The following is a 26,192-nucleotide window of genomic DNA, read 5'->3' as shown; positions in this document are numbered from 1 at the left end:
GGTTACAGCTCCTCGACGTCGAAGAGGGCGTCCGGCGCGACGATCTGCTGCTGCGCGGCGACGAGGAGCATCTCCCGCGAGCCCGCTGCCTCCGTCGCGGCGAGCACCGCGTGCACGGCCGACGACGACTCCCGGACGGCGACCTCGACGGACCGCGAGCGCAGCCAGTGCACGAGGAACAGCGCCGCGATGGCGTCACCCGCGCCGTTGACGGACACGTCGAGCCGCGGGGTGCGCACCCGGAACGCCCGGTCGCCCTCCGCGGCGAGCAGGTCCACCGCGTCCGCCGGGGTGTCGTCCGTCTCGAGCGACGTGACGAGCACCGCGTCCGGGCCGCGCTCCTGCAGTGCCGCGACGGCGTCGCGCACCGCGGGCAGGGTCCGCGACCGCGTGCCGGTGAGGTGGTCCAGCTCGAAGTGGTTGGGCGTCACGACGTCGGCGGCGGGCACGACGACGTCGCGCATGAGCTCCGGGATGCCGGGACGCACGAAGACCCCGCGGCCGACGTCCCCGACGACCGGGTCGGCGCAGTACACCGCGTCCGGGTTGGCCTCGCGCACGCGCGCCACCGCCGCCAGGACGGCGTGCCCGACGTCCGCGGACCCCAGGTAGCCGGACAGCACGGCGTCGCACCGCGGCAGCACACCGCGGTCCGCGATCCCCTCGACCACCTCGTCGATCGACGGGCCGTCGAACACCCGGCCCTTCCACTGCCCGTAGCCGGTGTGGTTGGAGAACTGCACGGTGTGGACGGGCCACACGTCGACCCCCAGGCGCTGCATCGCGAACACGGCGGAGGCGTTGCCCACGTGCCCGTAGGCCACGTGCGACTGGATGGACAGGACGGTGAGCGGGCGGTCCCCGCCGGTCGAGGTCACGTCGTCGAGGCTAGACGCGTGAGGTCCGCCCGGCAGCCCGGCCCTCGGCGCGGCGGTCAGGCCAGCCGCGGGAGCGTCTGGTCCGCCGCCAGGACGCCCCGGAAGGGGTCCCCGCGCTCCGCGAGCCGCTCGAGCACGGTGCGCACGGTGAAGGCGTCCGGCCGCAGCCACGGCTCGTCGAGCTCGTCCCAGGTGATGGGGGCGGAGACGGGTGCGCCGGGGGGGCGGGGGCTGTACGGGGCGACGAGGGTCTTGTTGATCGCGTTCTGCGTGTAGTCCAGACGCGCCAGACCACCGCGCTCGCGCACCTCCCAGCGCCAGCTCACGAGGTCCGCCACGACCGCACCCACGGTCTTCGAGACGCGCTCCACCCAGGCCCGGGTCTCGTCGAACCCGGGTCCCGGCGCGATGGGCACCCACACCTGGATGCCACGGCGCCCCGTGAGCTTCGGGTACGCCCGCACGCCGAGGTGCGCGAAGGCGTCGCGGTGCAGCCGGGCCAGGACGAGCAGGTCCTCCCAGCCGGTGGTGGTCCCGGGGTCCAGGTCGACGAACGCGTAGGTGGGACGGTGCGGCTCGGTCGTCGGCGACGTCCAGGCGTGCCACTCCAGCGCCCCGAAGTTCGCCGCCCAGACGAGCGCCGCGGGCTCGTCGACGACGAGGTACGTCGTCGTCTCCCCCTCGTCGGCCTCGGGGTTGTCCCAGCGCGGCAGCCAGCCCGGCGCGTGGTCCGGCAGCTCCTTGTGCCAGAAACCCGGCCGGTCGGCGCCGTTCGGGTACCGGTGCATGTTCAGCGCGCGACCGCGCAGGTACGGCAGCACGACGGGGGCGATCTGCGCGGCGTAGCGGACGAGCTCCCGCTTGGTGACCGGTGGCGCGCCGTCCCGACCGGGGAAGAGGACCTTGTCGAGATTCGTCACGCGCAGGCTGCGACCGAGCACCTCCCAGGTCCCGGCGGCGCCCATCGCGTCGAGCGCCGCCAGCTCGTCCTCGCTCGGCCCGGGCGGCGCTGCCGGCGATGGGGGAACGGGGGGCCTCAGCTCGACGGACGCCTCCGCCGCGGGCAGGTCCGAGCGCCACAGCCGCTCCGGGTCCCGGAGCACCTCCTCGTTGGTCCGGCCGGACACCACGGAGGTCGGATGGTCCTCCGCGTCCCAGCCGACGACGGCGTGCTCGTCCCGCTTGTGCAGGAGCAGCCACTGCTCCTTCCCGCCGGGCTCGGGGTCGCCGCGGCGCACGAGCACCAGCCGGCCGCGGAGCCGCTCGCCGTGGACCTCCGCGTGCAGCTCGCCCGCCGCGACGGCGGCGACCGGGTCGTCCGTGCCGTGCGGCTCCCAGGTGCCGTGGTCCCACACGATGACGTCCCCTCCGCCGTACTCGCGGGCGGGGATGACGCCCTCGAACGCGGCGTACTCGAGGGGGTGGTCCTCGACGTGCACGGCCATCCGCTTCACGGTCGGGTCGAGCGTCGGGCCGCGCGGCACCGCCCAGCTCGCGAGCACGCCGGCCATCTCGAACCGCAGGTCGTAGTGCAGCCGCCGGGCCCGGTGCCGCTGGACGACGAACCGCAGCGCGCCCTCGGACGGCCTCTCCGTCGCCGCACCGGCCGGCTCGGGCGTGCGCTCGAAGTCGCGCATCGACCGGTAGGTGTCGAGCCCGCCCGTCGGTGCAGCACGCGAACGACGACGACGCGCGTCCACCCCACCACCTCCTTCCGGACCGGTCCTGTGGTCAGCGTCGCGGACGACGCCGCGCCGCGCCGCCCGAGAGGCGCCGGTCAGCCGCGGCGCTCGAGCCGCTCCAGGACCGTGCGCGCCTCGTCTGCGTCCCGTCGGGCCTCCTCGGCCACGCGTGCGGCCCGGTCGCGCTCGTCGGCCGCGTGACCGAGGTCGCGCGCCGCGGCGTCGTCGTCGGCCTGGGCCGCGTCGAGCGCCGCGCGGAGCTCCGCCAGCCGCGCGGCGAGCTCCTCGCGCAGGCGGTCCAGCTCCTCCACGGCCCTCTCGGCCGCGGCGAGCCGGTCCTGCGCGTCGTCCCGCGCACGGGCGGTCTGGTCCGCCCGGGCGCGCGCCTCGGCCAGCTCCCGCTCGCGCTCCGCCCGGCGCCGCTCCTCCTCGAGCCGCTCCGCCTCCTCCTGCGCGCGCCGACGACGGCGCTGCTCGGCGGACCGGTCGGCATCGCGGTCCACCCGCTCGGCGGCGGCGCCACGCTGCCTCCCCGGTCGCGTCGACGTCGTGGGCACGGCGTCGTCGGACCGTCGGGCGGACCGCGCAGGAGCACGGCCGCCCGGGATGCCCGCCACAGGCGGGACGGCGACGGCGCCCTCGAGGTCCACCGGCTCGAAGCCGGTGCTCTCCAGGTCCGACGTGAGCAGGCCGGACCGCACCGCCTCCGCGGCCGCAGCGTCGGCCATCCCGGCCCGGAGCGTCGCCTCGACCTGCCGACCGACGGTCTCCGTGAGCCGCTGGCCCGCCTGCGCCGCGACGGCCCGCGCCTCCTGCCGGATCGCGGCGATCACCCGGTGCTGCTGCCTGTTGAGCTCGCGCAGCTCCTCCCCCGCGAAGGCCTCCTGCGCGTCACGCAGCGCCGCCCCGAGCTCGAGCAGCTGCTCCACCTCGTCACGGCGCGCGCGGACGAGCTGGTTCACCGCCCAGGCCGCCGTCGTCGGACGTCGCAGAGCGGCGACGACGCGGGCCAGCTCCTTCTCGCCGGCGGCGCGCAGCGTCTTCGCGCGTGCGTCGCGCGCGGCGGTGAACTCCTCCAGCGGCAGGGCGTAGAGGGCGTCGGCGACGCCCTCGAGCGTCGCGCCGGCGCCGTGCTCCTCGTCCGCCATGTTGCCCTCCCTGTCCGCGGTCGTGCCGACGGTCCTGCGCGCCCTCGTCGTCAGCCGGGGTCGCCCCAGGTCGGCACGGTGAGCGCCCCGGCGTCGTCCAGCGGCAGTCCCGGGTTCCAGGCGACCTCCCACACGTGGCCGTCCAGGTCCCGGAAGCACCCGGCGTACCCGCCGTAGAAGGTCTCCGCCGGCTCCCGCGTCACGGTGGCGCCCGCCGCGGCCGCCCGGCGGACGACACCGTCGACGTCCCCGCGCGTCCGGACGTTGTGCGCGAGGACGACGCCCCCGAACCCGGTGCCGTCGTCCTCGACTCCCGCGTCCGCCGCCAGCCGCTCGCGGCTCCACAGCACGACGGCCTGCCCGAGGGCCTGGAAGAAGACCGTCTCCTCGACCTCCTGGCCGCGCCACCCCAGGGCCGCATAGAACCGCCGAGACCGCTCCAGGTCCCGCACGCCGAGGGTGACGACGCTGATGCGCTGCTCCATGCCCGAACGGTACGTCGGGGTCTTGACCTGGGACAGGAGCCACCTGGGAGGGTGAGGCCATGGCACACGTCGAGCACTTCGAGATCCCGGCAGACGACGTCGAGCGCGCCCGGCAGTTCTACGAGCGGGTCCTCGGCTTCCGCTACGAGCGGTGGGACGACGACATGGGGATGATCCTGCCGCCGTCGGAGCGCGGCATCGGCGGGGACATCCACAAGCGGTCGGGCCTGGACCACCCGACCGTCGTCTTCACGGTCGACGACATCGAGCAGACCGTCGCGCTCGCCGTCGAGCACGGCGGGGAGCAGGTCGGCGAGATCCAGCCGCTGGGCGAGAAGGACCGCTGGGTGTACGTGCGCGACAGCGAGGGCAACACCGTCGGCCTGTTCGACCACGGTGGCGCCACGGCCTGACGCGGAGGAGCATGCAGCCATGCGCGTGTTCCGCACGATCGTGGTGCTCGACGCCCCTGACCTCGACGCCGAGAGCTCCTTCTGGGCCCAGCTGCTCGACGGGACGGTCGAGGCGGAGGACGACTGGCACAGCATCGTCGTCGACGGGGAGTGGCGGCTCGGCATCCAGCACGCGCCGAACCACGTGCCACCCGTCTGGCCGGGCGGCGACCAGCAGCAGCAGATCCACCTCGACCTGTGGGTCGACGACCTGGCGGCCGCGCACGAGCGCGCCCTGGATCTCGGCGCGCGGCTGCTCCAGGCGGCGGACGACCCGCTCACCCGCGACGAGGTCTTCCAGGTCTACGCGGACCCGGCCGGCCACCCCTTCTGCCTGTGCCGGGGCCCTCTCGACTGACCAGGGAAGCGGACCGCCGTCCTCACCCCTCGCTCGTCTCCCCCGCACCGATGTTGACCATCCAGCGGACCCCGAAACGGTCCGTGAGCATCCCGAACGCGTCACCCCAGGGAGCCGTGACGAGCGGCTCCTGCACCTGCGCGCCCTCGGTCAGGCGCTCCCAGAACCGTCGCAGCTCCTCGTCCTCCTGCGGTCCACCGCTGAGGGACACCGCGTACGAGGTCCCGGGCTCGCGGTCCATGGACGACGGCGTGTCCGCGCACATGAGGACGAAGCCAGCCGCGGTGGCGAGCTGTCCGTGCATCACCTTGTCGGCCTCCTCCCCGTCACCGATGCCCATCTCGCCGAACGTGCTCACGGTGGGCTCGCCGCCGAACACCGACGCGTAGAACCCGAGCGCCTCACGGGCCTCGGAGCGGAAGTTGAGGTAGGGGTTCATCTGGACGGGCACGGTCGCCTCCTGGGTCGTCGGTCGAGCTGTCATCTGGTTGGACCGTCGGGGATGCCCTGACTCATCGGGTCGATCTCATCGGGTCGACGGATCCGGCACCCGAGGCCATTCGGTCGTCGGCCGCGCCGTGGGTCAGTCGTCGTCCTTGTCGTCGTCCTTGCCGTTGCCCTTGCCGTCGCCCTCGCCCCCGGACGGGTCCACCCCCGGTGCGGCCGCGAGGAACGCGGCGCGCAGCAGCTCGGCCTCCTGCGCCGCGACGCGTCCCTCATGCTCGAGCTCGTCCACCTTCTCGAGCGCCTCGCGGAGCCGCTCGCCGGCCTTGTCGCCCTCACCCTCCTGAAGGGCCTCGGCCAGCTTCTCCCACCGTTCGGCGAGGTCCTTCTGCGAGTCCCCACCCAGCGCGGCGATGAGCGTCGCCGGATCCCGGGGCGCCTGCTCGGCAGGCGGCTCCTCGGCGGGCGGCTCCTCGGCCGCCGGCTCCTCCGCGGGCGGCTCCGCCGGTGCCTGCTCGGCCGGCGGCTGCGTCGCCGACGGAGGCCCAGCGGTGTCGGCCCCCGGGGCCCCGCCGGTGAGCGCCATCGCGAGGACGCCCACCCCCAGGATCGCCAGGGCGCCCAGCCCCAGCGGGAACGCCCACGACGAGCGCCGCGTCCGCTGCCCGCCGCGGACCGGCCGGGGCGCCGGGCGCGGGCGAACCGCAGTGGTCCTGCGGGCTCCGGCGGCTCCTGCGGCTCCGGCCAGGCCGGCAGCACCTGCGACGCCGGCGGCACCCGCGACGCCGGCAGCCCCGCCGGCCGGCAGGACGCGGGTGCCGTCGGACGGCAGCGGCGTCGTGGCGGCGGCGCCACCGCCGGCGGAGGGCAGCACCACGGTGGCGGCGCCGTCGGGCCCGTCCGCGGCGGCGGCCAGGCGGTCCCGCACGTCGGACGCGGTCGGCCGCGCCGCCGGGTCCTTCGCGAGCATCGTTATGACGGCGCCGTCGACGGCCTCCGGCACGTCGGGGCGTCGCGAGCGCAGCGACGGCGGCTCGTCCTCCAGGTGGCGGTGCAGCACGGCGACCGCCGACTCCGCCTCGAAGGGCGGGGCGCCGGTGAGGACTGCGGTGAGCAGGCAGCCCAGGCCGTACACGTCGCTGGCGGGCGTGGCCTGCTCACCGCGGGCCTGCTCCGGCGACATCGCGTGCGCCGTGCCGATGACCGTCCCGGCCGCGGTGAGCGTCGCCTGGGCGGTGTCCACGCTGGCGATCCCGAAGTCCACGAGCGTGACGTCGTCGCCGTGCAGGAGCACGTTCGCCGGCTTGACGTCCCGGTGCACCACGCCGGCCGCGTGGACGGCGGCCAGCGCACCCGCCACACGCGCGCCGATCCTCAGGGCCTCGGGCACCGGCAGCGGCCCGCGCTCGGCGAGCACGGCAGCGAGGTCCTGGCCGTCGACGAGCGTCATGACGACGTAGGCGACGCCGTCGGAGACCCCCGCGTCGTACACCGTGACCACGTCCGGGTGGGCGATCGAGGCCACGGTCACCGCCTCGTTCCGCAGCCGCTCCCCCAGCGCCGGGTCGTCCGCGACGGCCAGGTCGACCACCTTGACGGCGACCGCGCGCCCCAGCACGGTGTCACGCCCCTCCCAGACGGTCGCCATCCCGCCGGCGCCGATGCGGTGCACCAGCTCGTACCGTCCTGACAGGGCCATGGTCACCATCCTCACCCGGGCACGCCCGCACCACGAGACGGGCTCGCGCCCGGCAGTCCGTCAGTGAGCCGCGGCGGCGGTCTTGCGACGCGGGAGCAGGTGCAGCACGGCGACGACGACGGCGCCCACGAGGAGCCCGATGACCGCCGAGGCCGCCGTGTTGACGAGCCACGCCAGGAACCCGCCGATGCCGCCGACACCGACGACGGCCTCCTCCCAGTGGTGGACCAGGTCGTAGGGCGCGTGCCAGCCGAGCTCGTCGACCCCGACCAGGAGGATGTGTCCGCCCACCCACAGCATCGCGACGATGCCCACGGTGGAGAGCACGGCGAGGACCTTGGGCATCGCACGGACCAGGAGGCGGCCGGACGCCGCGACGGCGCCCTGACGCGTCTCGGCGAGCCGCAGCCCGATGTCGTCCATCTTCACGATGAGGGCGACCACGCCGTAGACCAGCACGGTGATGCCCAGCGCGACGACGACGAGGATGAGCGCCCGGTTGACGAACGGCTCGTCAGCAACCTCGTTGAGGGCGATGACCATGATCTCGGCGGACAGGATGAAGTCGGTGCGGATCGCACCGCCGACCATCGCCTTCTCGGCGTCCGGGCCCTGCGCGGCGGCGGGGAGGGCCTTCTTCTCCTTGGCGTGCCCGGTGACCAGCTCGTAGACCTTCTCGGCGCCCTCGTAGGCGAGGTAGGTGCCGCCGAGCATGAGGATCGGGGTGAGCAGCCACGGCAGGAACTGGCTGAGCAGCAGCGCCGCGGGGAGGATGAAGAGCAGCTTGTTGCGGAGCGATCCGAGGGCGATGCGGCGGATGACCGGCAGCTCCCGGTCGGCCGTGAACCCGTGCAGGTAGCGGGGCGTCACCGCGGTGTCGTCGATGACGACGCCGGCGGCCTTCGCACTCGCCCGGCCCGCTGCCGCGCCGATGTCGTCGACCGACGCCGCCGCGAGCTTCGCGAGCACCGCGATGTCGTCCAGGAGTGCCGCCAGACCGCCCGCCACGGGTGCCCCTCGTCCTCCGCGCTCGTGCAGCGCGGTGTCTCGTCCGCCGCGCTGCTGCGCGGTGCGTCGCCGTGACCCGCCGGTGGGTCACCGGGGGGTCGCCGGTCCCGACCGGCAGGGCCCAGGGTAGGGCGAGGGGCGTCGGGGTGCGCGTGGTCAGCCGCGGGCGTGGCCGTGCCGGTGCAGCGCGGGCGGCAGGTGCGGGAGGCGACGGTGCCGCGGGCGGTCCCGCAGGAGGCCGCGCTCCTCGGCAGCGAGCCGCCGCTGGAGCCTGCGCTCGATGTCGCGGGTCTGGTTCTCGCTGATCTTGAGATAGATCTCGTGCACGGGGTCTCCTGCACCTCGCCGGCCACGATGGTGGGTGGCCGTTGTCCTCGGCCGCGGGGGCGGGTCGCGCCCCGTGAGGTCGGCGGTCGGCGCCTGTGCCGGACCGCACCTCGAGCGTCCCACCTGCAGCGGGACGCCCCCTGGGACCTCCGACCGGGGACCATCCGGACCGATCCGGCGGATCGGTCACGACGGGTGCCGGCCAGGGTCAGTCGAGCGCTGCCGGGGTCGGTCGGGCGCTGTGGCAGAGTCCCCGGCATGACGGCGCCGCACCGCTACCCGGTGGAGATCCTCCACCTGCTGGTGTCCTCCGAGCACGCGTACTTCGGCCGCCCGCGCGACGGTGCGGTCGCGGTCCCGACGACGGACGCCGACCGCGCGGAGGTCGTGGCGGGCAAGGGCATCGTCGGCGACCGCTTCTTCGGCAAGGCCGCGCACATGGACGCCGCGGTGACCCTGTTCGCGGCGGAGGCCCTCGAGGCCGTCGCCGCCGAGCTCGGTGCGGGAGCGCTCGACCCGCTCCTGACGCGCCGCAACGTCGTCCTCCGCGGCGCCGAGCTGGCACCGCTCCTCGGCGAGGAGGTCGTGCTCGAGTCCGGCGGGTCCGCGGTGCGGCTGCGCGTCGGGCGGCCCGCGAACCCCTGCGCCTGGATGGACCGGGTGCTGGTACCGGGCGCGCACGCCGCGCTGCGAGGGCGTGGCGGCGTCCGGTGCATGCCCGTGACCGGCGGCACCCTGCACCGCGGCCCCGCAGCGCTCGTCAGCCCGGTGCCGCTCGACCCGTCGCGAGCGGGCCAGGCCGTGCGCCGGCTCCCGTCGCGACTGCCGTAGGACGCACGCTCACACGAGGACGGCGGCGTCCTGGCGGTCGCTCACCCGGACCAGCCACCGCAGCCGCGCCCACACGAGGACGGCGAACACCGACCACGGCACCAGCGACGCCAGCGCGAAGACGAGGCCGACGGCGCCGAAGTTGGACGGCACGGCCATGAGGACGGCGGCGACCAGCCCCCACGTCGCCGTCGCCCGGCTGAACACGTCCGAGCGCCACACGAGCACGGCGAGGACGAGCAGCGTGACGAGGTTGAAGAAGTAGTACACGTCGAAAGCCGTGCCCATCCAGGTCGCGAGCATGCCGTCGCCCGTCGCGAGGAGCGCCACGCGACCGGCCTCGTCCGCCTCGCCGTAGGCCCGGGCGAGCGTCAGCATCTCGACCGCTCGCGGGGACGCCATGTACGCCGCCATGCCCAGCGTCCCGAACGCGAGTGCGACGACGACGCCCGACCGGCTCACGCGCCACAGCACGACCGCGAGCGCGAAGTAGAGGAGGTAGGCGAGAAGGTTCGACACGACGTAGAGCACGTCGAGGGCGACGAGCCCCCGCAGCGGGTCCTCCTGCAGCAGGGCGAAGAACCCGGCCGTCGTCGTCGGGGGCGGCCAGACGACGTAGATGCCGACCTGGAGGACGATCATCCCCACGCTCGCCAGGGCGACCCACGCGCCGGTGAGGACCAGGCCCCGGTACCGACGCACGTCCGGCACGACCTCCGCGGCTCCGACCCGGTGCATGACGCCCCCCTTCCCGGGTGGTGCGGCGGTCCCCCGGCGGGTCGGCGGCACGGCTCCCCAGGGACGAGGCTCGACCCGGCACCCGCACGACGCGAGGTCCGAAGGTCCTCGGGTCAGGGCAGGTCGAGCGCCCGCGCGAGGGGTACGCCCGGGCGGTAGGCCAGGTGCACGTGCGACGGCGCGTCGAGGACGGTGAGGTCGGCGCGCGCCCCGACGACGAGGGAGCCGACGTCGTCGCGGCGCAGCGCCCGCGCGCCCCCGGCGGTCGCGGCGTGCACGGCCTCCGCGGGCGTCATCCGCATCTCGCGGACGGCCAGGGCGATCGCGAGCGGCATCGAGGTGGAGAACGACGTGCCGGGGTTGCAGTCGGTCGCGAGGGCGACGGTGACGCCCGCGTCGAGGAGCCGGCGCGCGTCCGGGTAGGGCGAGCGGGTGCTCAGCTCGACGAGCGGCAGGAGCGTCGCGACGGTCCGCCCGGCGCTCAGGGCGGCCACGTCGTCGTCGTCGAGGTACGTGCAGTGGTCGACGCTCGCCGCACCGGTCTCGACCGCCAGGCGCACACCGGGCCCGTGCCCGAGCTGGTTGCCGTGCACGCGCGCCTCGAGACCGGCGGCGGTGCCCGCCCCGAGCACGTGCCGCGCCTCGTCCGCGTCGAACGCCGTGGGCGCCCCGGGCTCGCAGAAGACGTCGACCCACCGGGCGGACGGCGCGCAGGCGGCGAGCATCGGCCCCGCCACGAGCTCGACGTACCCCGCCCGGTCGCGCGCGTACTCGGGCGGGAGCACGTGCGCGCCGAGGAACGTCGTCTCCGCGGTGGCCTCCCGGGCGAGCCGCAGCAGGCGGGCCTCGCCGTCGACCGTGAGGGCGTACCCGCTCTTGACCTCGACGGTCGTCGTGCCCTGGGCGCGCATCTCCGCGAGCAGGCGGCGCAGGCCGGCGCGCAGGGCGTCGTCGTCGGCGGCGCGCGTGGCGGCGACCGTCGAGGCGATGCCGCCGCCGTCGTACCGCTCGCCCGCCATGCGGGCCGCGAACTCCCCGGCCCGGTCGCCGGCGAAGACGGCGTGGGTGTGGGAGTCCACGAAGCCGGGGACCACCGCCCGTCCGCCGACGTCGACCCGTCGGTCGGCGTCGGGCGCGTGCGCCGCCGGCCCCACCCATGCAACGCGGTCGCCGACGATGACGACGGCGGCGTCCCGCAGGAGCCCGACCGTCCCGCCGCGGGCGGGGTCGTTCGTGACGAGCTCCACGATGCCCGTCACCAGCGTCGCGGACGGCGCCCCCGCCACGCCGTCGCCCTCGGGCACAGCGGGCGTCCCGGGGCCGGTCACCGGTCCGCCCGGGCGCGCACCGCGCCGACGGCGTCGGCCAGCAGGCGTCCGACGTCGCCCAGCCGGTGCACCCCGTCGTCGACGACGACGCGGCCGTCGACCACCACCGTGCGGACGTCCTCGGCGCCCGCCACGAGCGCGACCTGCGCGGGGTCCGACCCGGCGGTGCGGACGCTGTCGGTCCGCACCGCGACGAGGTCCGCCCGGGCGCCGGCCACAAGCGCGCCGGCGTCGGCCCAGCCGAGCGACCGGTGTCCCGCGACGGTCGCCGCGTCGACGAGCTCGGCCGGCGAGAAGGTCCCCCGCCGGCCGGTCGCCAGGCGTTCGTGCATCTCCACCGCGCGGGCCTCGGCGAGCACGTCGACGGCGACGTGCTGGTCCGTGCCCACGCACCACGGGCTGCCCGCGTCGCGTAGCGCGCCGGCGGGCGCGATGCCGTCGGCGAGGTCGCGCTCCGTCGTCGGGCAGAGGCAGACCGTGGTGCCCGACCGACCCACGAGCGCGACGTCGTCGTCGGTGACGTGGACCGCGTGGACCACCGTGCTGCCCGGGCCGAGGAAGCCGGCGTCGTCGAGGACCTGCGCCGGGGTGCGGCCGTAGGCGGCGCGGCACCGCGCGTTCTCCGCCGGCTGCTCCGACAGGTGGGCGTGCAGCGGGGCGTCCTTCTCCCCCGCCCAGCGGACGACCTCCGAGACCTGCTCCCGTGGGACCGCGCGCACGGAGTGCACGGCCGCACCGACCCGGAACCCGGCGTCCGGCCGGAGCAGGTCCACGCGCTCCGCCCAGCCGGCGGCGTCCCCGTCCCCGAAGCGGTGCTGCACCCCGGTGAGCGGCTCGCCGAGGTCACCGGTGAGGTAGCACGCGTCCAGCAGCGTCAGGCGGAGCCCGGCCTCCTCCGCCGCCGCGCGCAGGGCCGCGGCCATGGCGTTGGGGTCGGCGTAGCGGCCGCCGCCGGGTGGGTGGTGCAGGTAGTGGAACTCCCCGACGGCGGTGACGCCCGCCAGCACCATCTCCGCGAAGACGGCGCGGGCGAGGGCGTGGTAGCCGTCCGGGTCGAGGGCCTCCGCGAGCGCGTACATCTGCCGACGCCAGGACCAGAAGTCGCCGCGCCCGCCGGGCAGGGCGCCGTCCGTCGGGCCGGGCAGCGCGCCGTCCGTCCAGCCGCGCAGCGCGCGGTGGAACGCGTGGGAGTGGGCGTTCGCGAGCCCCGGGAGGACGACGCCCGGCAGGCGCGTGTCACCCGGTCGCGGGTCGGCGCCGGCCTGCACCGTGCGGATCAGGCCGTCCGCGACCTCCACCCGCACCCGCACGACGACGCCGTCCGGCAGCCAGGCGCGCTCGCACCAGTACGCGGCCGACGGCGGGGTCACGGCGGCGTCATCCCTCGGCCATCGGCCGTCGCAGACCGTGCGCGTCAGCCGTCGCGACGGCGTCGTCGTAGCCGGCGTCGGCGTGGCGCAGGACCCCGGTGGCCGGGTCGTTGGCCAGGACCCGCGCGAGCTTGGCGGCCGCGAGGCCCGTGCCGTCCGCGACGCTGACCTGGCCGGCGTGCAGGGACCGCCCGATCCCGACCCCGCCGCCGTGGTGGACGGACACCCAGGTCGCGCCCGACGCGGTGCTGACCAGGGCGTTGAGGAGCGGCCAGTCGGCGATCGCGTCCGAGCCGTCCGCCATCGCCTCCGTCTCCCGGTACGGCGACGCCACGGAGCCCGAGTCGAGGTGGTCGCGCCCGATGACCACCGGGGCGGTGATCTCGCCGGCCGCGACGAGCTCGTTGAACCGCAGGCCCGCGCGGTCGCGCTCGCCGTGGCCCAGCCAGCAGATCCGCGCCGGCAGGCCCTGGAACGCGACCCGCTCCTGCGCGGCGCGGATCCACCGGGCGAGGTGGTCGTCATCGGGGAAGAGGTCCAGGACGGCCCGGTCGGTCACCGCGATGTCGCGGGGGTCGCCGGAGAGGGCGGCCCAGCGGAACGGACCCTTGCCCTGGGCGAACAGCGGCCTGATGTACGCCGGCACGAACCCCGGGAAGGCGAACGCCCGGTCGTAGCCGCCCTGGCGGGCCTCGTCGCGGATGGAGTTGCCGTAGTCGAACACCTCCGCACCGGCGTCGAGGAAACCGACCATGCCCTCGACGTGGCGGGCCATGGACTCCCGCGCCCGCTCGGTGAACTCCTCGGGCTTGCCCGTCGCGTAGCCGTGCCAGTCGGCCACGTCCACGCCGAGAGGCAGGTAGGCGAGGGGGTCGTGCGCGGACGTCTGGTCGGTGACCACGTCGACCTCGACCCCGCGCCGCAGCAGCTCGGGGACCACGGCCGCGCTGTTGCCGACCACGCCGACCGACAGGGCGCGCCGCTCGGCCTTCGCGGCCAGCGCGGTGGCGACCGCCTCGTCGAGGTCGGTCGCGACACCGTCGAGGTACCGGTCGCGCACGCGGCGCTCCAGGCGCGCCCGGTCGACGTCGACGACGAGGCACACCCCGCCGTTGAGCGTGACCGCCAGCGGCTGCGCCCCGCCCATCCCGCCGCAGCCGCCGGTGAGCGTGAGCGTGCCGGCGAGCGTCCCGCCGAAGCGCTTCGCGGCGACGGCGGCGAGGGTCTCGTACGTGCCCTGGAGGATGCCCTGCGAGCCGATGTAGATCCACGAGCCCGCGGTCATCTGCCCGTACATCGTCAGCCCGAGCGCCTCGAGCCGCCGGAACTCCGGCCAGGTCGCCCAGTCCCCGACGAGGTTCGAGTTGGCGATGAGGACGCGCGGCGCCCACTCGTGGGTCCGGAGCACGCCCACCGGCTTGCCGGACTGGACGAGCAGCGTCTCGTCGTCGGCGAGCGTCGTCAGCGTGCGGACGATGGCGTGGTAGCTCGGCCAGTCGCGGGCCGCCTTGCCGGTGCCGCCGTAGACCACGAGGTCCTCGGGGCGCTCCGCGACGTCGGGGTCGAGGTTGTTCATGAGCATCCGCAGCGGCGCCTCGGTCTGCCAGGACCGGGCGGTGAGCGCGGTGCCGCGCGGGGCGCGGACGGTCATGGTGGCTCCTCTCGGCGGACGCTCAGGTCAGGGGTCCGACGGCGTCCGTCGCGGCCCGGGTGACGGCACCGTCGCGGACGAGGCCGACGACGGCCTCGATCTCGGGGGCGAGGTGGCGGTCGGGCCCCGGGCCGGCGACGTGCTCGCGGACGAGTCGACGGACGGCGTCGGTCCCGGCGGCGGCCGGGAGGCCCGTCGCGATGCGGAGGTCCAGGGCGCGGGCGGCGGTGAGCACCTCCACGGCGAGCACCCGGGTGAGGCCGTCGAGCGCCCGGCGCAGCTTGCGCGCCGCGTGCCAGCCCATCGAGACGTGGTCCTCCTGCATGGCCGACGACGGGATCGAGTCGACGCTGGCGGGCACCGCGAGGCGCTTGAGCTCGGCGACGAGTCCGGCGGCCGTGTACTGGGCGATCATGAGGCCGGAGTCGACGCCGGGGTCGTGGGCGAGGAACGGCGGCAGCCCGTCGCTGCGGGCCACGTCGAGGAACCGGTCGGTGCGCCGTTCGCTCATCCCGGCCACGTCGGCGACGGCGATGGCGAGGAAGTCGAGGACGTAGCCCACCGGGGCACCGTGGAAGTTGCCGTTCGACTCGACCCGGCCGTCGACCGTCACCACCGGGTTGTCGATCGCCGCCGCCAGCTCGCGGTCCGCGACGGCGTGCGCATGGTCGACGGTGTCGCGCGCGGCCCCGTGCACCTGGGGGGCGCAGCGCAGGGAGTAGGCGTCCTGCACGCGGGTGCAGGCGACCGTGCCGTCGTCGGCGAGGGTGCGGTGGCTGGCCATGATCGAGGAGCCGGCGAGGAGGCGGCGCAGGTTCGCGGCGGCCGCTGCCTGACCGGGGTGGGGACGCAGCGCGACGAGGTCCTCCGCGAACGCCGCGTCCGAGCCGAGGAGCGCCTCGACGCTCATCGCCGCCGCGACGTCCGCCGTCGTCAGCAGGGTCCGCAGGTCGTGCAGGGCCAGGCAGAGCATCCCGAGCATCCCGTCGGTGCCGTTGATGAGTGCCAGGCCCTCCTTCTCGGCGAGGACGAGCGGCGCGATCCCCGCCGCGGCGAGCGCCTCACCGGCCGGGCGCAGGACGCCGTCGGCGTCGCGGACCGGGCCCTCCCCCGTGGCCGCGAGCGCGACGTGCGCGAGGGGTGCGAGGTCGCCCGAGCAGCCGAGCGAGCCGTACTCGTGGACGACCGGCGTGATGCCGGCGTCGAGCATGGCGGCGTAGGTCCGGGCGGTGACGGGCCGCACGCCGGTCCGGCCGGTGGCCATCGTCGCCAGGCGGAGCAGCTGCAGGGCGCGCACCACCTCCCGCTCGACCTCCGGACCGGATCCTGCGGCGTGGGAGCGGACGAGGCTCCGCTGCAGGTCCGCGCGGCGGACCGGTGGGATGTGCCGGCGGGCCAGGGCGCCGAAGCCGGTCGAGATGCCGTAGTGGGGCACCGGGTCGTCCGCGAGCGCCTCGACGACGGCGCGGCTCGTGGCGAGGCCGTCCAGCACGCCGTCGGTGAGCCGGACAGGTGCCCCGTGCCGGGCGACCGCCACGACGTCGGCGACCGTCAGCGGCGCGCCCGCCACCTCGACGACGTGCGCCGACGACACCTGTGTCATGGCGCCATCACACACCCGCGTCGTCCCTGCCAGAAGGCCCTGCGGCGGGCTACCGTCTCGGATACGAGACAGGAGGCGGCGCGTGTGGACGCGACGGCGAGGGTGACGACCGGGCGGGACGTCCCGGCCGCGCGATCGGCGGTCCGGGTGCTGGCCTTCCTCGCCGCGCAGGCGGGACCCTCCCCCGCGGCGGCGATCGCGCGGAGCCTCGACCTGCCGCGCTCGACGGTCTACCACCTGCTGTCGGTGCTGGTGGAGGAGGGTTTCGTCACCCACCTGCCCGAGGAGCGGCGCTACGGGCTGGGCGTCGCGGCGCTGGGACTGGGTTCGGCCTACACCCGCCAGGCGCCGCTGACGCGGCTGGCGCGGCCGATCGTCGCCCGACTCGTCGACACGACCGGGCAGAGCGCGCACCTCGCCGTCCTGCACGGCCGCGACGTCCTGTACCTCGTCGAGGAACGGGCCCCCGGCCGACCGTCCCTCGTGTCCGACGTCGACGTGCGGCTGCCCAGCCACCTGACCGCCAGCGGCCGCGCCGTGCTGGCCGGCCTGCCCGCCGCGCAGGTCCGGGCGCTGTTCCCGGCGACGACGGCGTTCGTCGACCGCACCGGCACGGGACCCCGCGACCTCCGGGCGCTCCAGCGGGTGCTGCGGGAGGTGCGCGCCCGCGGGTACGCGAGCGAGGACGGCGAGGTGACGGCGGGTCTCGCGTCGGTCGCGCAGTCCGCGGTCGACCACACCGGCCGTCCCGTCGCCGGGATCGCGGTCACCTTCGCGGCGGCCGACGTCGCGCCGGACGCGCGCGCGGGCCTCGTGGCGGCGGTCGGTCGTGCCGCCACGGACCTGAGCCATCGCCTCGGGGCGCGCGCCACCCCACCGTCGGCCCGCTGACCGCCGCGCGGGTGCGACCCGGCCCGCGTCCGCGTGGGGCGGGCCGCCGGGTGCTCAGCGCTGGAGCACGTCGACGAACCAGTCGTGGGCGGCGGCGGACCGCACGAGGAGCAGGACGGCCACCGCGCCCAGCGCGTGGCTCCACAGGTTGATCTGCACGCCCATGTCCCCCAGTCCCGGCTCGATCCCGCGGACGGCGACGACGAACGGGACGACGGCGGCCAGCCCCACCACGGCGGAGACGAGAGCGACCGGCTCCCACCACGACAGGTCCTTCCACACGGCCCATGCCAGGGCGGTGAACCCGACGACGGCCGCGAGGCTCAGGACGTTGACGACGGTCCACAGGGCGCCCGTGGGCGGTGGCGTCCTGCCCGCGAAGGACGCCGTCATCCACAGGAACGTGGACCCGAACAGGAAGATCGCGATCGCGGCTGCGGTACGCATGCCACACCTCCTCGGAGCCGTGGGCGGCGCCACGGCGCACCGCCACACCCTTTCGACGGTCCCCCCGGGTCGCGGCCACCGGGAGGGCCGAAGGTCCGCCCGACGACGATCCTCGGAGGCGGTGCGACCGCCGGTCCCGCTCCGCGTGGCGCGGCCGGCCGCGCCGGGATGCGGCCGGGGCCTGGCATGCCCATGGTGGGGGTGAGCACGCTCCGCCCGGGAGCGCGCCGGCACCGACGGAGGACCGTCATGGCCCAGACCATCGCAGACGTCATCACCCCCGACCCCGTGACCATCGAGGCGACCGGCACGGTGCGTGAGGCGGCCGAGCTCATGCGCGCCGGCGACATCGGCGACGTCGTCGTCGTGGAGGACGGCAGGCTCCTCGGCATCGTGACGGACCGCGACCTCGTCGTGCGGGTCCTCGCCGTCGGCGGCAGCCCGGACGACCCGGTGCGCCAGGCCTGCAGCACCGGCCTCGTCACGGTGACGCCCGACACGTCCCTCGAGGAGGCCGCGCAGGTCATGCGGCAGCACGACGTCCGGCGCCTGCCGGTCACCGTCGGGGACGACCTCGTCGGCATCGTGTCGATCGGCGACCTCGCCGTCGAGAGGGACCCCCAGTCCACGCTCGCCGACATCTCGGCCGCCGAGCCCAACACCTGAGCGCGCCTGCTCCGCTGCAGCGCCTGGCCCGCCGTCGCCCTGGCACGATGAGGGCTCGGACCGGGAGGACTGCGGCATGGGCACCATGTGGGTCGACGCCACCGAGGGGCTGACGGGCGAGCTGCTCCTCGGTGCGCTCGTCGACGCGGGCGCGGCGACGACGGTGATGCAGGCCGCCGTCGACGGCGTCGCGCCCGGGACCGTGCGCGTGGTCGGACGCCCGGCCCGCCGCGGCGACGTGTCGGCGACCACCGTGGACCTGCAGGCACTCGCCGTGGACCAGCCCGCCCTGTCGTGGTCGGACCTCCGGCGGGCGGTCGAGGACGCCGACGTCGACCACCGGGTCCGCGCGCGTGCTCTCGGCTCGCTCGAGCGCCTCGCGGCCGCCGTGGGTGGACCGCCGGGCGACGCGGTCCTGCCGGGCGCGGGCGCGCCCGAGGACGTCGCGTGTCTCGTCGCGGTCTGCGCGGCTCTGGTCGACCTGGGGGTGGAGCACGTCGTGCTCTCCCCCGTCGCCGTGGGCCCGGTCGGGTCCGCGTCGGGCCCGACGACGCTGCGGCTCCTCGAGGGCTGGGACGTCGTGCCCGGCGGTGCCGGCACGACGTCTGCCGGCGTGGCACTCGTCACCACCGCGGCCGACCGTCCCGGTCCGCTCCCGGCCATGCGCGTGCGGGGTTCCGGCGTCGGCGCCGGCGAGCACGACCGCACCCTCCAGGTCCTCCTCGGGGACGAGGCGGACCCGGAGCGCCCCGGCACCCCGGGCGCCGTCGTCCTCGAGGCGAACGTCGACGACCTCGACCCCCGCCTGTGGCCGGATGTCGTCGCGGCACTGCTGGCGGCGGGCGCCTCCGACGCCTGGCTCACCCCCGTGCTCATGAAGAAGGGGCGACCAGCGCACACGGTCCACGTGTTGTGCCCGTCGCACCTCGTCGCCACGGTCGGCGACGTGCTGTGGCGGCACACGACGACGCTGGGGTGGCGCGAGACCCCCGTGACGAAGCACGTGCTGGACCGGACGTGGGTCGAGGTGACCACGCCGGCCGGTCCCGTGCGGGTCAAGCTCGGGCTGCGTGACGGCACGGTCGTCCAGGCGATGCCGGAGTACGAGGACGTGCGTCGCGCGGCGCACCAGGCCGGCATGCCGGTGCGCGAGGTGCTCGCGGAGGCCCACGCCGCCGCGCACCGCGCCGGCCTGCGCGTCGGCGCCCCCGTCCCCTGAGGGGCGCGGGCGCGGGCTAACTGGCTGTGTCCCGATCGGGGGTGACTGCGATCGTGTGGCAAGCGTGCCCAGAGGCGCGGGAGTTTGGTGCGCGGCCTCAGTCGTCGAGTGCGGCGAGCGAGCGTCCGTGCGGATCGGCGTAGGCGCGAGGCTCTCCGTCGACCACGACGACGAAGCCGCGCTCGACCTTGTCCGACGCGAGCCTTGCCGTTTCTGGAAGGACGAGCGCGCCCTCGTTGCTGATCCAGTGCCCGGGCAGTGCCGTGACGATGTCTATGAAATCGGATCGTGCTCCGGCGTCCAGATACGCCAGAACGGCGCTGTGGAAGACGACGAGTGTCGCGTCGTCGGGCGCTTCCGCTGCCAGGCTCGGCAGGGCGTCGAGCAGATCACCCGCTTCGACACGGGGCGGCTCACGGCGCGCGACGTCGAGTGCGGCACGCAGGCGGGCGCGCCGGTCGTCGTGTTCAGGCCAGACCAGCGTCTCGAGCCACGCGCAGGCATCGTCCTCGGAGACAGGAACGGGGGCGAGATCGATCCCGGCGCGCCATACGACGTCGGGGAGCCGGCTGGGGGTGTCGAGTCCTGAGCTGATGGCGCATGGAAGGACGACGTCAGAGGGGCCGTCCTCGGGATCCAGCTCAATCCGACCGTTGTACCGGTAGGAGTACCGGTCCGGGAGCAAGCAGAGCCCGGCGGCGGCACCGACCTCCAGCAGAGCGAGCGGCTGCGGCAGTTCAACGAGGAACGGTAGAAGCACGGCGCAGCGGCTGGCTTCATTGGTCTGGGTCGCGCGGGCGAGGATCGTCGACCGCACGTCCGGCCACTGCTCGAGGAGCGTTGTGCGGAACTCGTCGTAGGTGCCCCCCGCGCCGTGCCACCGAGCAGCGGCGAAGACGAGATTCGGCTGACGCTTTCCACGCGGAAGAGTCGCCAGCAGGTCAGCTACCGCGGTGTCCTCGCTGACCCCGATCGCCCAGGTCTCATAGACGGGTGAGACGCCGCGGGCCTCCCTGTCGCCGAAGGCACGATAGCTCTCGGTGATGCCGGCGGTACCGAGGTGGATCGTCGGCTCCATCGGCACATCATGTACTCGAGTGCCCTGGGGTGCTCTGAACGGCTCACCTCGCAACGCCGTGGGCTGCGAGCGTCTCGGGCGCTGCTCAGGGCCGCGCCCGTAGCCGACGGCAGAGCTTCTGGGCGCCGCCTCTCCCGGAGCGACCTGTCGGTTATCGTGCAGGGCCGCCCATGCGTGCGGCGCCCGTCGTCACGCCTGCCGGGACGTCGGATCGACCAGCGTGCCGCACTGGCTCGCCATGAAGGAGGTACCCATGGAGGTGCGCATCGACACGGCCGCCTGCGCCGGGCACGGGGTGTGCGAGGCCCTCGCTCCGCACATCTTCGAGGTCGACGACGACGGCAAGGCGCACGTCATCCCCCAGACGATCGACGAAGCGGACCGGGTGGTCGTCGGATACGCCGTCAGCCAGTGCCCGGAGCAAGCCCTGCGCCTGATCGGATGAGCACGGCCGGGCTGGTGGTCGTCGGGGCCGGCCTGGCCGGGGTGCGCGCTGTCGAGGGCGCTCGACGCAGCGGCTTCACCGGAACCGTGACCCTCCTGGGAACCGAGACAGACGCGCCGTACGACCGTCCTCCACTGTCCAAGGCGTTCCTCACCGAGGGTGCCGCCCTCAAGTACCTGCGCACCGCGGAGAGCCTGCGCGGCGAGCTCGACGTCGACCTCCGGCTCGGCGAGACCGCTACGGCGGTGGACCCGGCCACGAGGACCGTGGCCGTCGGTTTGGAGGAGCTCCCCTACGCCGGGTTGGTGATCGCCACCGGCTCGACCGCCCGACTGCTGCCAGGGATGCACGGGCCGGCTGGGGTGCACACGCTGCGCACCCATGCTGACGCCGTCGCCCTGCGTTCGGCGGTACGCCCGGGGAGCCGCGTCGTCGTCATCGGCGCAGGCTTCATCGGCTCCGAGTTCGCCTGCTCCGCGTTGCACCTCGGCGCGCACGTCACCGTCCTCGAGGCTGCCGACGTGCCCCTCGTGCGGGCGGTCGGTCCCGCGATGGGCGAGGCCCTCGGTGGTCTGCATCGCCGGCACGGCATCGACGTGCGGTGCGGTGTCGTGGTCGAGGCTGTGATCGGCGGGGACACCGTCGAGGCGGTACGGCTGGCCGACGGCCAGGTGCTGCCGGCGGACGTCGTGCTCGTCGGGGTTGGCGCTGCTCCCGTGACAGAGTGGCTGCGCGGCTCGAGCCTGACGATCGAGGATGGAATCGTCTGCGACACGACGCTCAACGCCGGCGCCCCCGGCGTGTACGCGGCCGGGGACGTCGCCCGGTGGCACAACCCGACATTCGACCGGTCGATGCGCCTGGAGCACTGGACCTCGGCGGCGGAGCAGGGCGTGGTCGCCGGCCGCAACGCCGTCGGCGAGGGTGAGCCGGTGACCTGCGACGTCGTCCCGTACTTCTGGTCGGACTGGGTCACCGACCGCATCCAGTTCGTCGGGGTACCGGAGAGTGACGAGGTCGTCCCCGTCGGCGGCTCGGCCGAGACCGGCGACCTGCTGGCCCTCTACCGCACCGGTGACCGAGTGACCGGCGCCCTGGGCGTCAACCAGCGGCGAGCCGTCACGCGCCTGCGGCTCATGATCGGTCAGCGCGCGGACTGGCAGGAAGCCGTCGAGCTCGCCCGGTCGACCACCGTCCGCAGCTCCTGACGTCGCTCGCGGCACGACCCGTGCATCGCCGCGGACCTGTCCGGCGTGGTGCCCTAACGAGGGACGGCCAGCTGCAGCGTGACGCTGACGTCCTCGATCATGGGCGCGTACGCGCGCAGGCGTTGGGTCAGTTCAGCCGCGAATCGACGCCGTTCCTCCTCTGGCGGCAGGTCCATGGCCGAGAGCACGCCCCCGACAACGTCCTCGACGCTCAGCGGCGCGGCGTAGTCCACGGTCGTCTCGGTGACGTGGTGCCCCGCGGACGTGAGCGCGTCGCGGTTGAGGCGCAAGCCGGCCGCGTCTGTCTGGCAGGCGGACGGTGACCGCCCCTGCCACGCGTGGAGGAAGGATCGGAGTTCGCGCGACCAGTCGGTGTCGTGCAGCCAGAGAGGCACGCCATTGGTGATCACAGCGATGCCACCGCCGGGCCGCAGCATGGGCGTGATGGTCCGGAAGAGGGCGTCCCGGTCCATCCAGTGGATCGCCACGGCCACCGTGAGTGCGCCCAACGGTCGCAGCGCCCTTCCCAAGACAGGCACGTCACGGTCCGAACCGAGAACCCAGAGGATCGGCTGCTGGTTGCTGGACGTCCGCGCGGCGGCAGCGGAAAGCATGTCGGGCTCCGGGTCCATGCCGATCACGGTCCCGACATGCCCCGCCAGAGCAGTGGTGAGCTGCCCAGTCCCGCAGCCCAGATCTAGGACGACGTCGTCCGCGGTCAGGCCGAAAGCCTCGACGATCCGATCTGTCACTGCAGGCGGGTACCCGCGCCGGAACCTCGCGTAGTACTGCACGATCTCGCCGCTGAACCGCGCACTCATGCCCATGCGGCCGAGTGTCGCCGCCACTGTGGTCTCCTTCTACCCTTTCCGCCGCAGGCGGAGCGCCTGTCGTCAGGGGGCGCCGCCCAAGTCCTTCGACCCGCCGCAGCATCTCGTCCGCGATGCGAGCTACGGCGGCTGTTGGCATCGATGACGACCCGGGTCCTCGGGATGTCCTCTGTGGTGCGGTGCAGGTCGGGGTGGAGCTGTGCTCTCCCAAGGGGTCGTAGCAACGTCGGGTCTGAGTTGAGCGGGCGTGGTGTGGCAGGTCCTACGGGCCGCTCATCGGCACGACCGAGCGGACAGCGGCATGAACCGGACGGGTCGTCGCGCACCCTAGGGCGGTGACGCGGACAAGTGGCAGCCTTGCTGACATGACGGCTGGGTCTCGGATTGCCGCTGCATCTCGCGTGTTCGCGGGTGCGGCAACTCTCGTGGTCGCCGCGGTGGTTGCGGTCATCTCTTGGCGTGACGCAGGTGCTTTCACCTGGGCGCTGGCAGGCGTCCCAGTGCTTGCAGTCACACCCATGCTGGCCCTGACCGCCCAGGGGAAGCCGGCGCGGCTGGCGACGTTTATTGCTGCCGTGATCGTGGTGGCGTGGTTCTTGCTCACCGGATTGGGCACGGGCTCTTACTTCGCGGCGCCAGGTGCGCTGCTCTTCGTCGCCGCACTCTTGACGTTGGCGTGGCCACCCGCGCCAGCCAGCCACCTGTGAGCGGGCCCGCCGAAGGTGCGGCAGATCCGGGCGACAGCACACACTGGCGGAAGCTCCGTTAGATCTGCGGTGGGTGATCCCCATGGAACCGTCGGTGAAGCCACTTCGGACGCCGTGGCCACCTGAGCTCCCACTCCCGCCGCATCAACTCGTTCGCGACCGAGGCAGGGTCGTCCACGTTGGCGACGAACCCCGCCCGCGCGCGACTCCTCTCCAGTCGCTCACGTAGCCCCAGCTCGTCCCTCTCGGGCGTGATCACGAGTGAGACGGGGCCATCGAGCGCTCCTGTGATGTCCACCACGCGGCCATCGGGTGTGTACGCCAGCTCGTACTCGCCATCAAGCACGTCGATGGACTCCATCCAACCCGCAGCGACTTCGACTCGGGGAAAGGCCACCACCCCTCCGTCCCGGTCGAAGACAAGGACTCCGTCGCGCTGCTCCACCATGGAGCAATGATGGGTCGATGAGCTCGTGCTCTGCTGTTCGGCACGCTCGCTCATCGGCAGACGCGCGGGCAGGCGGCATGACCGCGCGTCCCCGGCCGATGCCGGCCCCTACGATCAGGCGATGGAGTCCTTGGACGAAGCGGCCACCATCACGGTCACCCGAGCCGAGTTGATGCTGCTAACCGCCGGCTTGAAGGCGTACCTGACAGCCTTCGCGCATCACCGGGAGGAGGACGGTGGAGCGTCCCATCCGGAAGCGGAGTGGGTGGAGCTGCAGCGTCGTACTGGAGAGCTCATCTGGCGGCTCGAAGAAGCAGGCGTACCGCCCGGGACCCGCATCATTCACAGTGCTGAGGCAGTCGAGCCCGGCAGTTGGTAGCCCAGATCTATCTACGGCCGCATGCAACCGCGCAGCGGCAGATCCGGGCGAGCGTGCACCCACCGTGCCGGATGGGGGCGGATCCGGGCGTCGATTCGGTGCCGTCAGGATGCGTTCGTCAGTCGACGCACGACGTACTGGTTGAGGCTCAAGTGCTCTTGGGCGGCCTCCATGGCGAGCTTGCGGTGGAGCTGCTCTCCGGTCCGGAGGTTGAACTTGCCGGAGTAGGCCCGGGACGACAGGGGCTCTGGTACCGGCTCGTGGTTGTCTCGCAGGTCCTGGACGACGTCGGCGATGAGCTCGCGTAGCCCGCGCAGGGCATCTTCCTGGGTGTCGGCGAGCCAGGAGAGGGAGGGCAGCTCCAGGCAGGTGGCGACGTACTCCTCGTCCTCGGCGGACCAGGTCACCCGGTAGGTGTATCGGGTGATGTCGACGTTGCTCGTATCGCTCATGCCTCTGCCTCCTTCTTGTCGATCGCGGCGAGAACTTGTCTGACCTGGTACGGCTTGGCCTGTCCGTGGTTGTTCTGGATGTTGACCCGTGGGTCGCCGGGCCAGGGTGTCTTGAACACTGCGTGCGATCCGCTGCCGGTTCGGGGCGGCCCGAAGTAGTGCTCGCACACCTTCGCCAGATCGTCGTAGCGGATGTTGCGTGGGCTTTCGCGCATCGCCGCGACAATTTGGCTACCGAAGGCACCCGCGCCATGGTACCGCTGATGGTACCGCTGCGCCATGGTCGCACTGTCTAGGTTCCAGAGGCCATGTAGGCAGCGAGGATGTAGTTGGGGTGCCGGTCGAGGGTGGTGCGGGCTCGGTCGTAGCGCATGGTGGTGCGGGGGTCGGCGTGGCGGGCGGCGATCTGGACGTCTCGGAGGTCCACGCCGGCGTCGAGCATGGTGGTGACGTAGGTGTGGCGCAGCATGTGCGGGTGCATCCGCGGTAGCCGGACGCCGGCGTCTTCGGCGAGGTTGCGAAGTCGGCGGGTGGCCGCGTGCCGGTCGAGGCGGCGGCCTTTGGTGTTCAGGAGCAGTGGCCCGTTGGTGCGGTCGCTGATGGCACGGTCGACCGAGCGGGCGACGGCCGGTGGCAACGGGACGAGGACGACTTTGTTTCCCTTGCCGACCACGCGTAGGACGCGGTGACCGTGCTCCTCGCCGAGGTCGGTGATGTCGAGTGCGCAAGCTTCGAAGATCCGGAGTCCGAGCAGGCCGAGGAGGCATACGAGGGCGAAGTCGAACCTGTTGTTCGAGGTTCGCGAGGCGGTCAGCAGGGCTTCGAGCTGGAGGTGGCTCAGGCCCAGGGTGGGTGACTCGGGTGGGACGTTGGGCCGGCGGACGTAGTCGGCGGGTGAGTGCTCGAGGATCTCGTCGATGACGCAGATCCGGTAGAAGCCGGTGATGACCGACATGCGCCGCGAGACCGTCGAGGCCGCGTAGCGGCGGGTCTCTTGCATCCAGCGCACGTACAGCTCGACGTGCGGGCGCCGCGCTGCGAGCGGGTCCAAGCCGCGTTCCTGGCACCAGGTCAGGTAGGCGCGCAGGTCGGACTCGGCGTGGCGGCGCGTCTCGCCGCGGTAGCGCGCGAGGTAGCCGGCGACAGCGAGGCGCAGTGGATCGGCGCGCCACTGGTCGTCGAGGATGGAAACGGGCAGGAACTCCGGTGTAGGTGTCATGACCGAGCATCGCCCGTTCCGCCGAAGGCACCACGGGCAAGAGCGACCGCGCGGCGGCAGATCCCGGGCGAGCGTAGCCGCCCTCGGTGCGGCAGATCCGGGCGAGCGTAGCCGCCCTCGGTGCGGCAGATCCGGGCGAGCGTAGCCGCCCTCGGTGCGGCAGATCCGGGCGAGCGTAGCCGCCCTCGGTGCGGCAGATCC

Annotated in this window: 30 protein-coding genes; 10 read left to right on the top strand and 20 right to left on the bottom strand. The window is 74.1% G+C overall.

Annotated elements, in window-relative coordinates:
• Positions 1 to 2: 2 nt before the first annotated feature.
• The 4 genes from pdxY to LG379_RS04435 all read right to left on the bottom strand — a co-directional run bounded on the left by pdxY (position 3) and on the right by LG379_RS04435 (position 4,193).
• The gene (gene pdxY / locus LG379_RS04450; RefSeq protein ID WP_225753388.1) at positions 3 to 878 is read right to left on the bottom strand and encodes a pyridoxal kinase PdxY; all 876 of its coding nucleotides are present in this window, start codon (positions 876 to 878) and stop codon (positions 3 to 5) included.
• Positions 879 to 934: 56 nt separating this feature from the next.
• Positions 935 to 2,578 (bottom strand): DNA polymerase ligase N-terminal domain-containing protein, encoded by a 1,644-nt coding sequence (locus tag LG379_RS04445; RefSeq protein WP_225753387.1) that lies wholly within the window; start codon positions 2,576 to 2,578, stop codon positions 935 to 937.
• A gap of 77 nt (positions 2,579 to 2,655) precedes the next feature.
• Positions 2,656 to 3,708: a hypothetical protein gene (locus LG379_RS04440; RefSeq protein ID WP_225753386.1), complete on the bottom strand. Its 1,053-nt coding sequence runs from the start codon at positions 3,706 to 3,708 to the stop codon at positions 2,656 to 2,658.
• Between the two features lie 50 nt (positions 3,709 to 3,758).
• Complete coding sequence (locus LG379_RS04435; protein ID WP_225753385.1) at positions 3,759 to 4,193, bottom strand: VOC family protein; 435 nt, start codon at positions 4,191 to 4,193, stop codon at positions 3,759 to 3,761.
• Between the two features lie 59 nt (positions 4,194 to 4,252).
• On the opposite strand from LG379_RS04435, the gene LG379_RS04430 reads away from it, so the two are divergent.
• Together LG379_RS04430 and LG379_RS04425 are read left to right on the top strand one after the other, a co-directional pair.
• Positions 4,253 to 4,606 (top strand): VOC family protein, encoded by a 354-nt coding sequence (locus LG379_RS04430; protein ID WP_225753384.1) that lies wholly within the window; start codon positions 4,253 to 4,255, stop codon positions 4,604 to 4,606.
• A gap of 19 nt (positions 4,607 to 4,625) precedes the next feature.
• Complete coding sequence (locus LG379_RS04425) at positions 4,626 to 5,003, top strand: VOC family protein (RefSeq protein ID WP_225753383.1); 378 nt, start codon at positions 4,626 to 4,628, stop codon at positions 5,001 to 5,003.
• A 22-nt stretch (positions 5,004 to 5,025) separates the two neighbouring features.
• On the opposite strand, the gene LG379_RS04420 is transcribed toward LG379_RS04425, so the two are convergent.
• The 4 genes from LG379_RS04420 to LG379_RS04405 form a co-directional block, all read right to left on the bottom strand.
• Positions 5,026 to 5,487, bottom strand: coding sequence for a VOC family protein (locus tag LG379_RS04420; protein WP_225753382.1), 462 nt, complete (start codon positions 5,485 to 5,487; stop codon positions 5,026 to 5,028).
• A 99-nt stretch (positions 5,488 to 5,586) separates the two neighbouring features.
• Positions 5,587 to 7,146: a protein kinase gene (locus LG379_RS04415; RefSeq protein ID WP_225753381.1), complete on the bottom strand. Its 1,560-nt coding sequence runs from the start codon at positions 7,144 to 7,146 to the stop codon at positions 5,587 to 5,589.
• Between the two features lie 60 nt (positions 7,147 to 7,206).
• Positions 7,207 to 8,154 (bottom strand): DUF808 domain-containing protein, encoded by a 948-nt coding sequence (locus LG379_RS04410; RefSeq protein WP_225753380.1) that lies wholly within the window; start codon positions 8,152 to 8,154, stop codon positions 7,207 to 7,209.
• Between the two features lie 156 nt (positions 8,155 to 8,310).
• Positions 8,311 to 8,481, bottom strand: coding sequence for a hypothetical protein (locus LG379_RS04405; RefSeq protein WP_225753379.1), 171 nt, complete (start codon positions 8,479 to 8,481; stop codon positions 8,311 to 8,313).
• A gap of 258 nt (positions 8,482 to 8,739) precedes the next feature.
• On the opposite strand from LG379_RS04405, the gene LG379_RS04400 reads away from it, so the two are divergent.
• Positions 8,740 to 9,312: an MOSC domain-containing protein gene (locus LG379_RS04400; protein WP_225753378.1), complete on the top strand. Its 573-nt coding sequence runs from the start codon at positions 8,740 to 8,742 to the stop codon at positions 9,310 to 9,312.
• Between the two features lie 9 nt (positions 9,313 to 9,321).
• Here the strand turns inward: LG379_RS04400 and LG379_RS04395 are convergent, their stop codons facing one another.
• The 5 genes from LG379_RS04395 to hutH form a co-directional block, all read right to left on the bottom strand.
• Positions 9,322 to 10,050 carry a hypothetical protein gene (locus LG379_RS04395; protein ID WP_225753377.1) on the bottom strand — a complete coding sequence of 243 codons (729 nt, stop codon included), beginning with the start codon at positions 10,048 to 10,050 and terminating at the stop codon, positions 9,322 to 9,324.
• A 113-nt stretch (positions 10,051 to 10,163) separates the two neighbouring features.
• Positions 10,164 to 11,378 (bottom strand): imidazolonepropionase, encoded by a 1,215-nt coding sequence (gene hutI / locus LG379_RS04390; RefSeq protein WP_225753376.1) that lies wholly within the window; start codon positions 11,376 to 11,378, stop codon positions 10,164 to 10,166.
• Positions 11,375 to 12,748 (bottom strand): formimidoylglutamate deiminase, encoded by a 1,374-nt coding sequence (locus LG379_RS04385; protein ID WP_225753375.1) that lies wholly within the window; start codon positions 12,746 to 12,748, stop codon positions 11,375 to 11,377. Before LG379_RS04385 ends, hutI begins: the two co-directional genes overlap by 4 nt.
• Before the next feature lie 7 nt (positions 12,749 to 12,755).
• Positions 12,756 to 14,399: a urocanate hydratase gene (gene hutU, locus LG379_RS04380; protein WP_225753374.1), complete on the bottom strand. Its 1,644-nt coding sequence runs from the start codon at positions 14,397 to 14,399 to the stop codon at positions 12,756 to 12,758.
• Between the two features lie 22 nt (positions 14,400 to 14,421).
• Positions 14,422 to 16,002 (bottom strand): histidine ammonia-lyase, encoded by a 1,581-nt coding sequence (hutH, locus tag LG379_RS04375; RefSeq protein ID WP_225753373.1) that lies wholly within the window; start codon positions 16,000 to 16,002, stop codon positions 14,422 to 14,424.
• Positions 16,003 to 16,086: 84 nt separating this feature from the next.
• On the opposite strand from hutH, the gene LG379_RS04370 reads away from it, so the two are divergent.
• On the top strand, positions 16,087 to 16,893 hold the full coding sequence (locus LG379_RS04370; RefSeq protein WP_225753372.1) for an IclR family transcriptional regulator: 807 nt from the start codon (positions 16,087 to 16,089) through the stop codon (positions 16,891 to 16,893).
• Positions 16,894 to 16,947: 54 nt separating this feature from the next.
• Here LG379_RS04370 and LG379_RS04365 read toward each other — a convergent pair whose 3' ends face one another.
• Positions 16,948 to 17,340 (bottom strand): hypothetical protein, encoded by a 393-nt coding sequence (locus LG379_RS04365; RefSeq protein WP_225753371.1) that lies wholly within the window; start codon positions 17,338 to 17,340, stop codon positions 16,948 to 16,950.
• A gap of 249 nt (positions 17,341 to 17,589) precedes the next feature.
• Between LG379_RS04365 and LG379_RS04360 the strand changes: the two genes are divergently transcribed.
• Together LG379_RS04360 and LG379_RS04355 are read left to right on the top strand one after the other, a co-directional pair.
• Positions 17,590 to 18,006: a CBS domain-containing protein gene (locus tag LG379_RS04360; protein WP_225753370.1), complete on the top strand. Its 417-nt coding sequence runs from the start codon at positions 17,590 to 17,592 to the stop codon at positions 18,004 to 18,006.
• 76 nt (positions 18,007 to 18,082) lie between these two features.
• Positions 18,083 to 19,225, top strand: coding sequence for a LarC family nickel insertion protein (locus LG379_RS04355; protein WP_225753369.1), 1,143 nt, complete (start codon positions 18,083 to 18,085; stop codon positions 19,223 to 19,225).
• Positions 19,226 to 19,322: 97 nt separating this feature from the next.
• On the opposite strand, the gene LG379_RS04350 is transcribed toward LG379_RS04355, so the two are convergent.
• Entirely contained in the window at positions 19,323 to 20,303 is a 981-nt protein-coding gene (locus LG379_RS04350; protein WP_225753368.1) for a DUF2332 domain-containing protein, read from the bottom strand.
• A gap of 253 nt (positions 20,304 to 20,556) precedes the next feature.
• Between LG379_RS04350 and LG379_RS04345 the strand changes: the two genes are divergently transcribed.
• Positions 20,557 to 20,748: a ferredoxin gene (locus tag LG379_RS04345; protein WP_255632886.1), complete on the top strand. Its 192-nt coding sequence runs from the start codon at positions 20,557 to 20,559 to the stop codon at positions 20,746 to 20,748.
• Positions 20,745 to 21,956 carry an NAD(P)/FAD-dependent oxidoreductase gene (locus LG379_RS04340; protein WP_225753366.1) on the top strand — a complete coding sequence of 404 codons (1,212 nt, stop codon included), beginning with the start codon at positions 20,745 to 20,747 and terminating at the stop codon, positions 21,954 to 21,956. Before LG379_RS04345 ends, LG379_RS04340 begins: the two co-directional genes overlap by 4 nt.
• 53 nt (positions 21,957 to 22,009) lie before the next feature.
• Here LG379_RS04340 and LG379_RS04335 read toward each other — a convergent pair whose 3' ends face one another.
• The gene (locus LG379_RS04335; RefSeq protein ID WP_225753365.1) at positions 22,010 to 22,804 is read right to left on the bottom strand and encodes a class I SAM-dependent methyltransferase; all 795 of its coding nucleotides are present in this window, start codon (positions 22,802 to 22,804) and stop codon (positions 22,010 to 22,012) included.
• 500 nt (positions 22,805 to 23,304) lie between these two features.
• On the opposite strand from LG379_RS04335, the gene LG379_RS04330 reads away from it, so the two are divergent.
• Positions 23,305 to 23,493, top strand: coding sequence for a hypothetical protein (locus LG379_RS04330; RefSeq protein WP_225753364.1), 189 nt, complete (start codon positions 23,305 to 23,307; stop codon positions 23,491 to 23,493).
• Positions 23,494 to 23,551: 58 nt separating this feature from the next.
• Here the strand turns inward: LG379_RS04330 and LG379_RS04325 are convergent, their stop codons facing one another.
• Positions 23,552 to 23,941, bottom strand: a complete 390-nt coding sequence (locus LG379_RS04325; RefSeq protein WP_225753363.1) for a hypothetical protein — start codon at positions 23,939 to 23,941, stop codon at positions 23,552 to 23,554.
• A 121-nt stretch (positions 23,942 to 24,062) separates the two neighbouring features.
• Between LG379_RS04325 and LG379_RS04320 the strand changes: the two genes are divergently transcribed.
• A complete protein-coding gene (locus LG379_RS04320; protein WP_225753362.1) occupies positions 24,063 to 24,320 on the top strand; it encodes a hypothetical protein in 258 nt (85 codons plus the stop codon).
• A gap of 104 nt (positions 24,321 to 24,424) precedes the next feature.
• Here LG379_RS04320 and LG379_RS04315 read toward each other — a convergent pair whose 3' ends face one another.
• From LG379_RS04315 to LG379_RS04305, 3 genes are read right to left on the bottom strand one after another with little or no spacing between them, the layout of a single operon-like run.
• Positions 24,425 to 24,772 carry a type II toxin-antitoxin system HicB family antitoxin gene (locus LG379_RS04315; RefSeq protein ID WP_225753361.1) on the bottom strand — a complete coding sequence of 116 codons (348 nt, stop codon included), beginning with the start codon at positions 24,770 to 24,772 and terminating at the stop codon, positions 24,425 to 24,427.
• Positions 24,769 to 25,053: a toxin HicA gene (locus LG379_RS04310; protein WP_225753360.1), complete on the bottom strand. Its 285-nt coding sequence runs from the start codon at positions 25,051 to 25,053 to the stop codon at positions 24,769 to 24,771. Before LG379_RS04310 ends, LG379_RS04315 begins: the two co-directional genes overlap by 4 nt.
• Positions 25,054 to 25,064: 11 nt before the next feature.
• Positions 25,065 to 25,991: a tyrosine-type recombinase/integrase gene (locus LG379_RS04305; protein ID WP_225753359.1), complete on the bottom strand. Its 927-nt coding sequence runs from the start codon at positions 25,989 to 25,991 to the stop codon at positions 25,065 to 25,067.
• Between the last annotated feature and the right edge of the window lie 201 nt (positions 25,992 to 26,192).

Source organism: Actinotalea sp. Marseille-Q4924 (assembly GCF_916618755.1).
Lineage (GTDB): Bacteria > Actinomycetota > Actinomycetes > Actinomycetales > Cellulomonadaceae > Actinotalea.
The sequence above is the reverse complement of the archived record's forward strand: the minus strand, read 5'-3'. Positions and strand labels throughout refer to the sequence as shown.

Bases quoted from the DNA above. Each gene is read 5' to 3' on its own strand.
- LG379_RS04440 (WP_225753386.1), bottom strand. From the start codon at position 3,708: ATGGCGGACGAGGAGCACGGCGCCGGCGCGACGCTCGAGGGCGTCGCC.
- LG379_RS04435 (WP_225753385.1), bottom strand. From the start codon at position 4,193: ATGGAGCAGCGCATCAGCGTCGTCACCCTCGGCGTGCGGGACCTGGAG.
- LG379_RS04430 (WP_225753384.1), top strand. From the start codon at position 4,253: ATGGCACACGTCGAGCACTTCGAGATCCCGGCAGACGACGTCGAGCGC.
- LG379_RS04425 (WP_225753383.1), top strand. From the start codon at position 4,626: ATGCGCGTGTTCCGCACGATCGTGGTGCTCGACGCCCCTGACCTCGAC.
- LG379_RS04420 (WP_225753382.1), bottom strand. From the start codon at position 5,487: ATGACAGCTCGACCGACGACCCAGGAGGCGACCGTGCCCGTCCAGATG.
- LG379_RS04415 (WP_225753381.1), bottom strand. From the start codon at position 7,146: ATGGCCCTGTCAGGACGGTACGAGCTGGTGCACCGCATCGGCGCCGGC.
- LG379_RS04400 (WP_225753378.1), top strand. From the start codon at position 8,740: ATGACGGCGCCGCACCGCTACCCGGTGGAGATCCTCCACCTGCTGGTG.
- LG379_RS04395 (WP_225753377.1), bottom strand. From the start codon at position 10,050: ATGCACCGGGTCGGAGCCGCGGAGGTCGTGCCGGACGTGCGTCGGTAC.
- hutU (WP_225753374.1), bottom strand. From the start codon at position 14,399: ATGACCGTCCGCGCCCCGCGCGGCACCGCGCTCACCGCCCGGTCCTGG.
- hutH (WP_225753373.1), bottom strand. From the start codon at position 16,002: ATGACACAGGTGTCGTCGGCGCACGTCGTCGAGGTGGCGGGCGCGCCG.
- LG379_RS04365 (WP_225753371.1), bottom strand. From the start codon at position 17,340: ATGCGTACCGCAGCCGCGATCGCGATCTTCCTGTTCGGGTCCACGTTC.
- LG379_RS04360 (WP_225753370.1), top strand. From the start codon at position 17,590: ATGGCCCAGACCATCGCAGACGTCATCACCCCCGACCCCGTGACCATC.
- LG379_RS04355 (WP_225753369.1), top strand. From the start codon at position 18,083: ATGGGCACCATGTGGGTCGACGCCACCGAGGGGCTGACGGGCGAGCTG.
- LG379_RS04350 (WP_225753368.1), bottom strand. From the start codon at position 20,303: ATGGAGCCGACGATCCACCTCGGTACCGCCGGCATCACCGAGAGCTAT.
- LG379_RS04345 (WP_255632886.1), top strand. From the start codon at position 20,557: ATGGAGGTGCGCATCGACACGGCCGCCTGCGCCGGGCACGGGGTGTGC.
- LG379_RS04340 (WP_225753366.1), top strand. From the start codon at position 20,745: ATGAGCACGGCCGGGCTGGTGGTCGTCGGGGCCGGCCTGGCCGGGGTG.
- LG379_RS04330 (WP_225753364.1), top strand. From the start codon at position 23,305: ATGCTGGCCCTGACCGCCCAGGGGAAGCCGGCGCGGCTGGCGACGTTT.
- LG379_RS04325 (WP_225753363.1), bottom strand. From the start codon at position 23,941: ATGGTGGAGCAGCGCGACGGAGTCCTTGTCTTCGACCGGGACGGAGGG.
- LG379_RS04320 (WP_225753362.1), top strand. From the start codon at position 24,063: ATGGAGTCCTTGGACGAAGCGGCCACCATCACGGTCACCCGAGCCGAG.
- LG379_RS04315 (WP_225753361.1), bottom strand. From the start codon at position 24,772: ATGAGCGATACGAGCAACGTCGACATCACCCGATACACCTACCGGGTG.
- LG379_RS04310 (WP_225753360.1), bottom strand. From the start codon at position 25,053: ATGGCGCAGCGGTACCATCAGCGGTACCATGGCGCGGGTGCCTTCGGT.
- LG379_RS04305 (WP_225753359.1), bottom strand. From the start codon at position 25,991: ATGACACCTACACCGGAGTTCCTGCCCGTTTCCATCCTCGACGACCAG.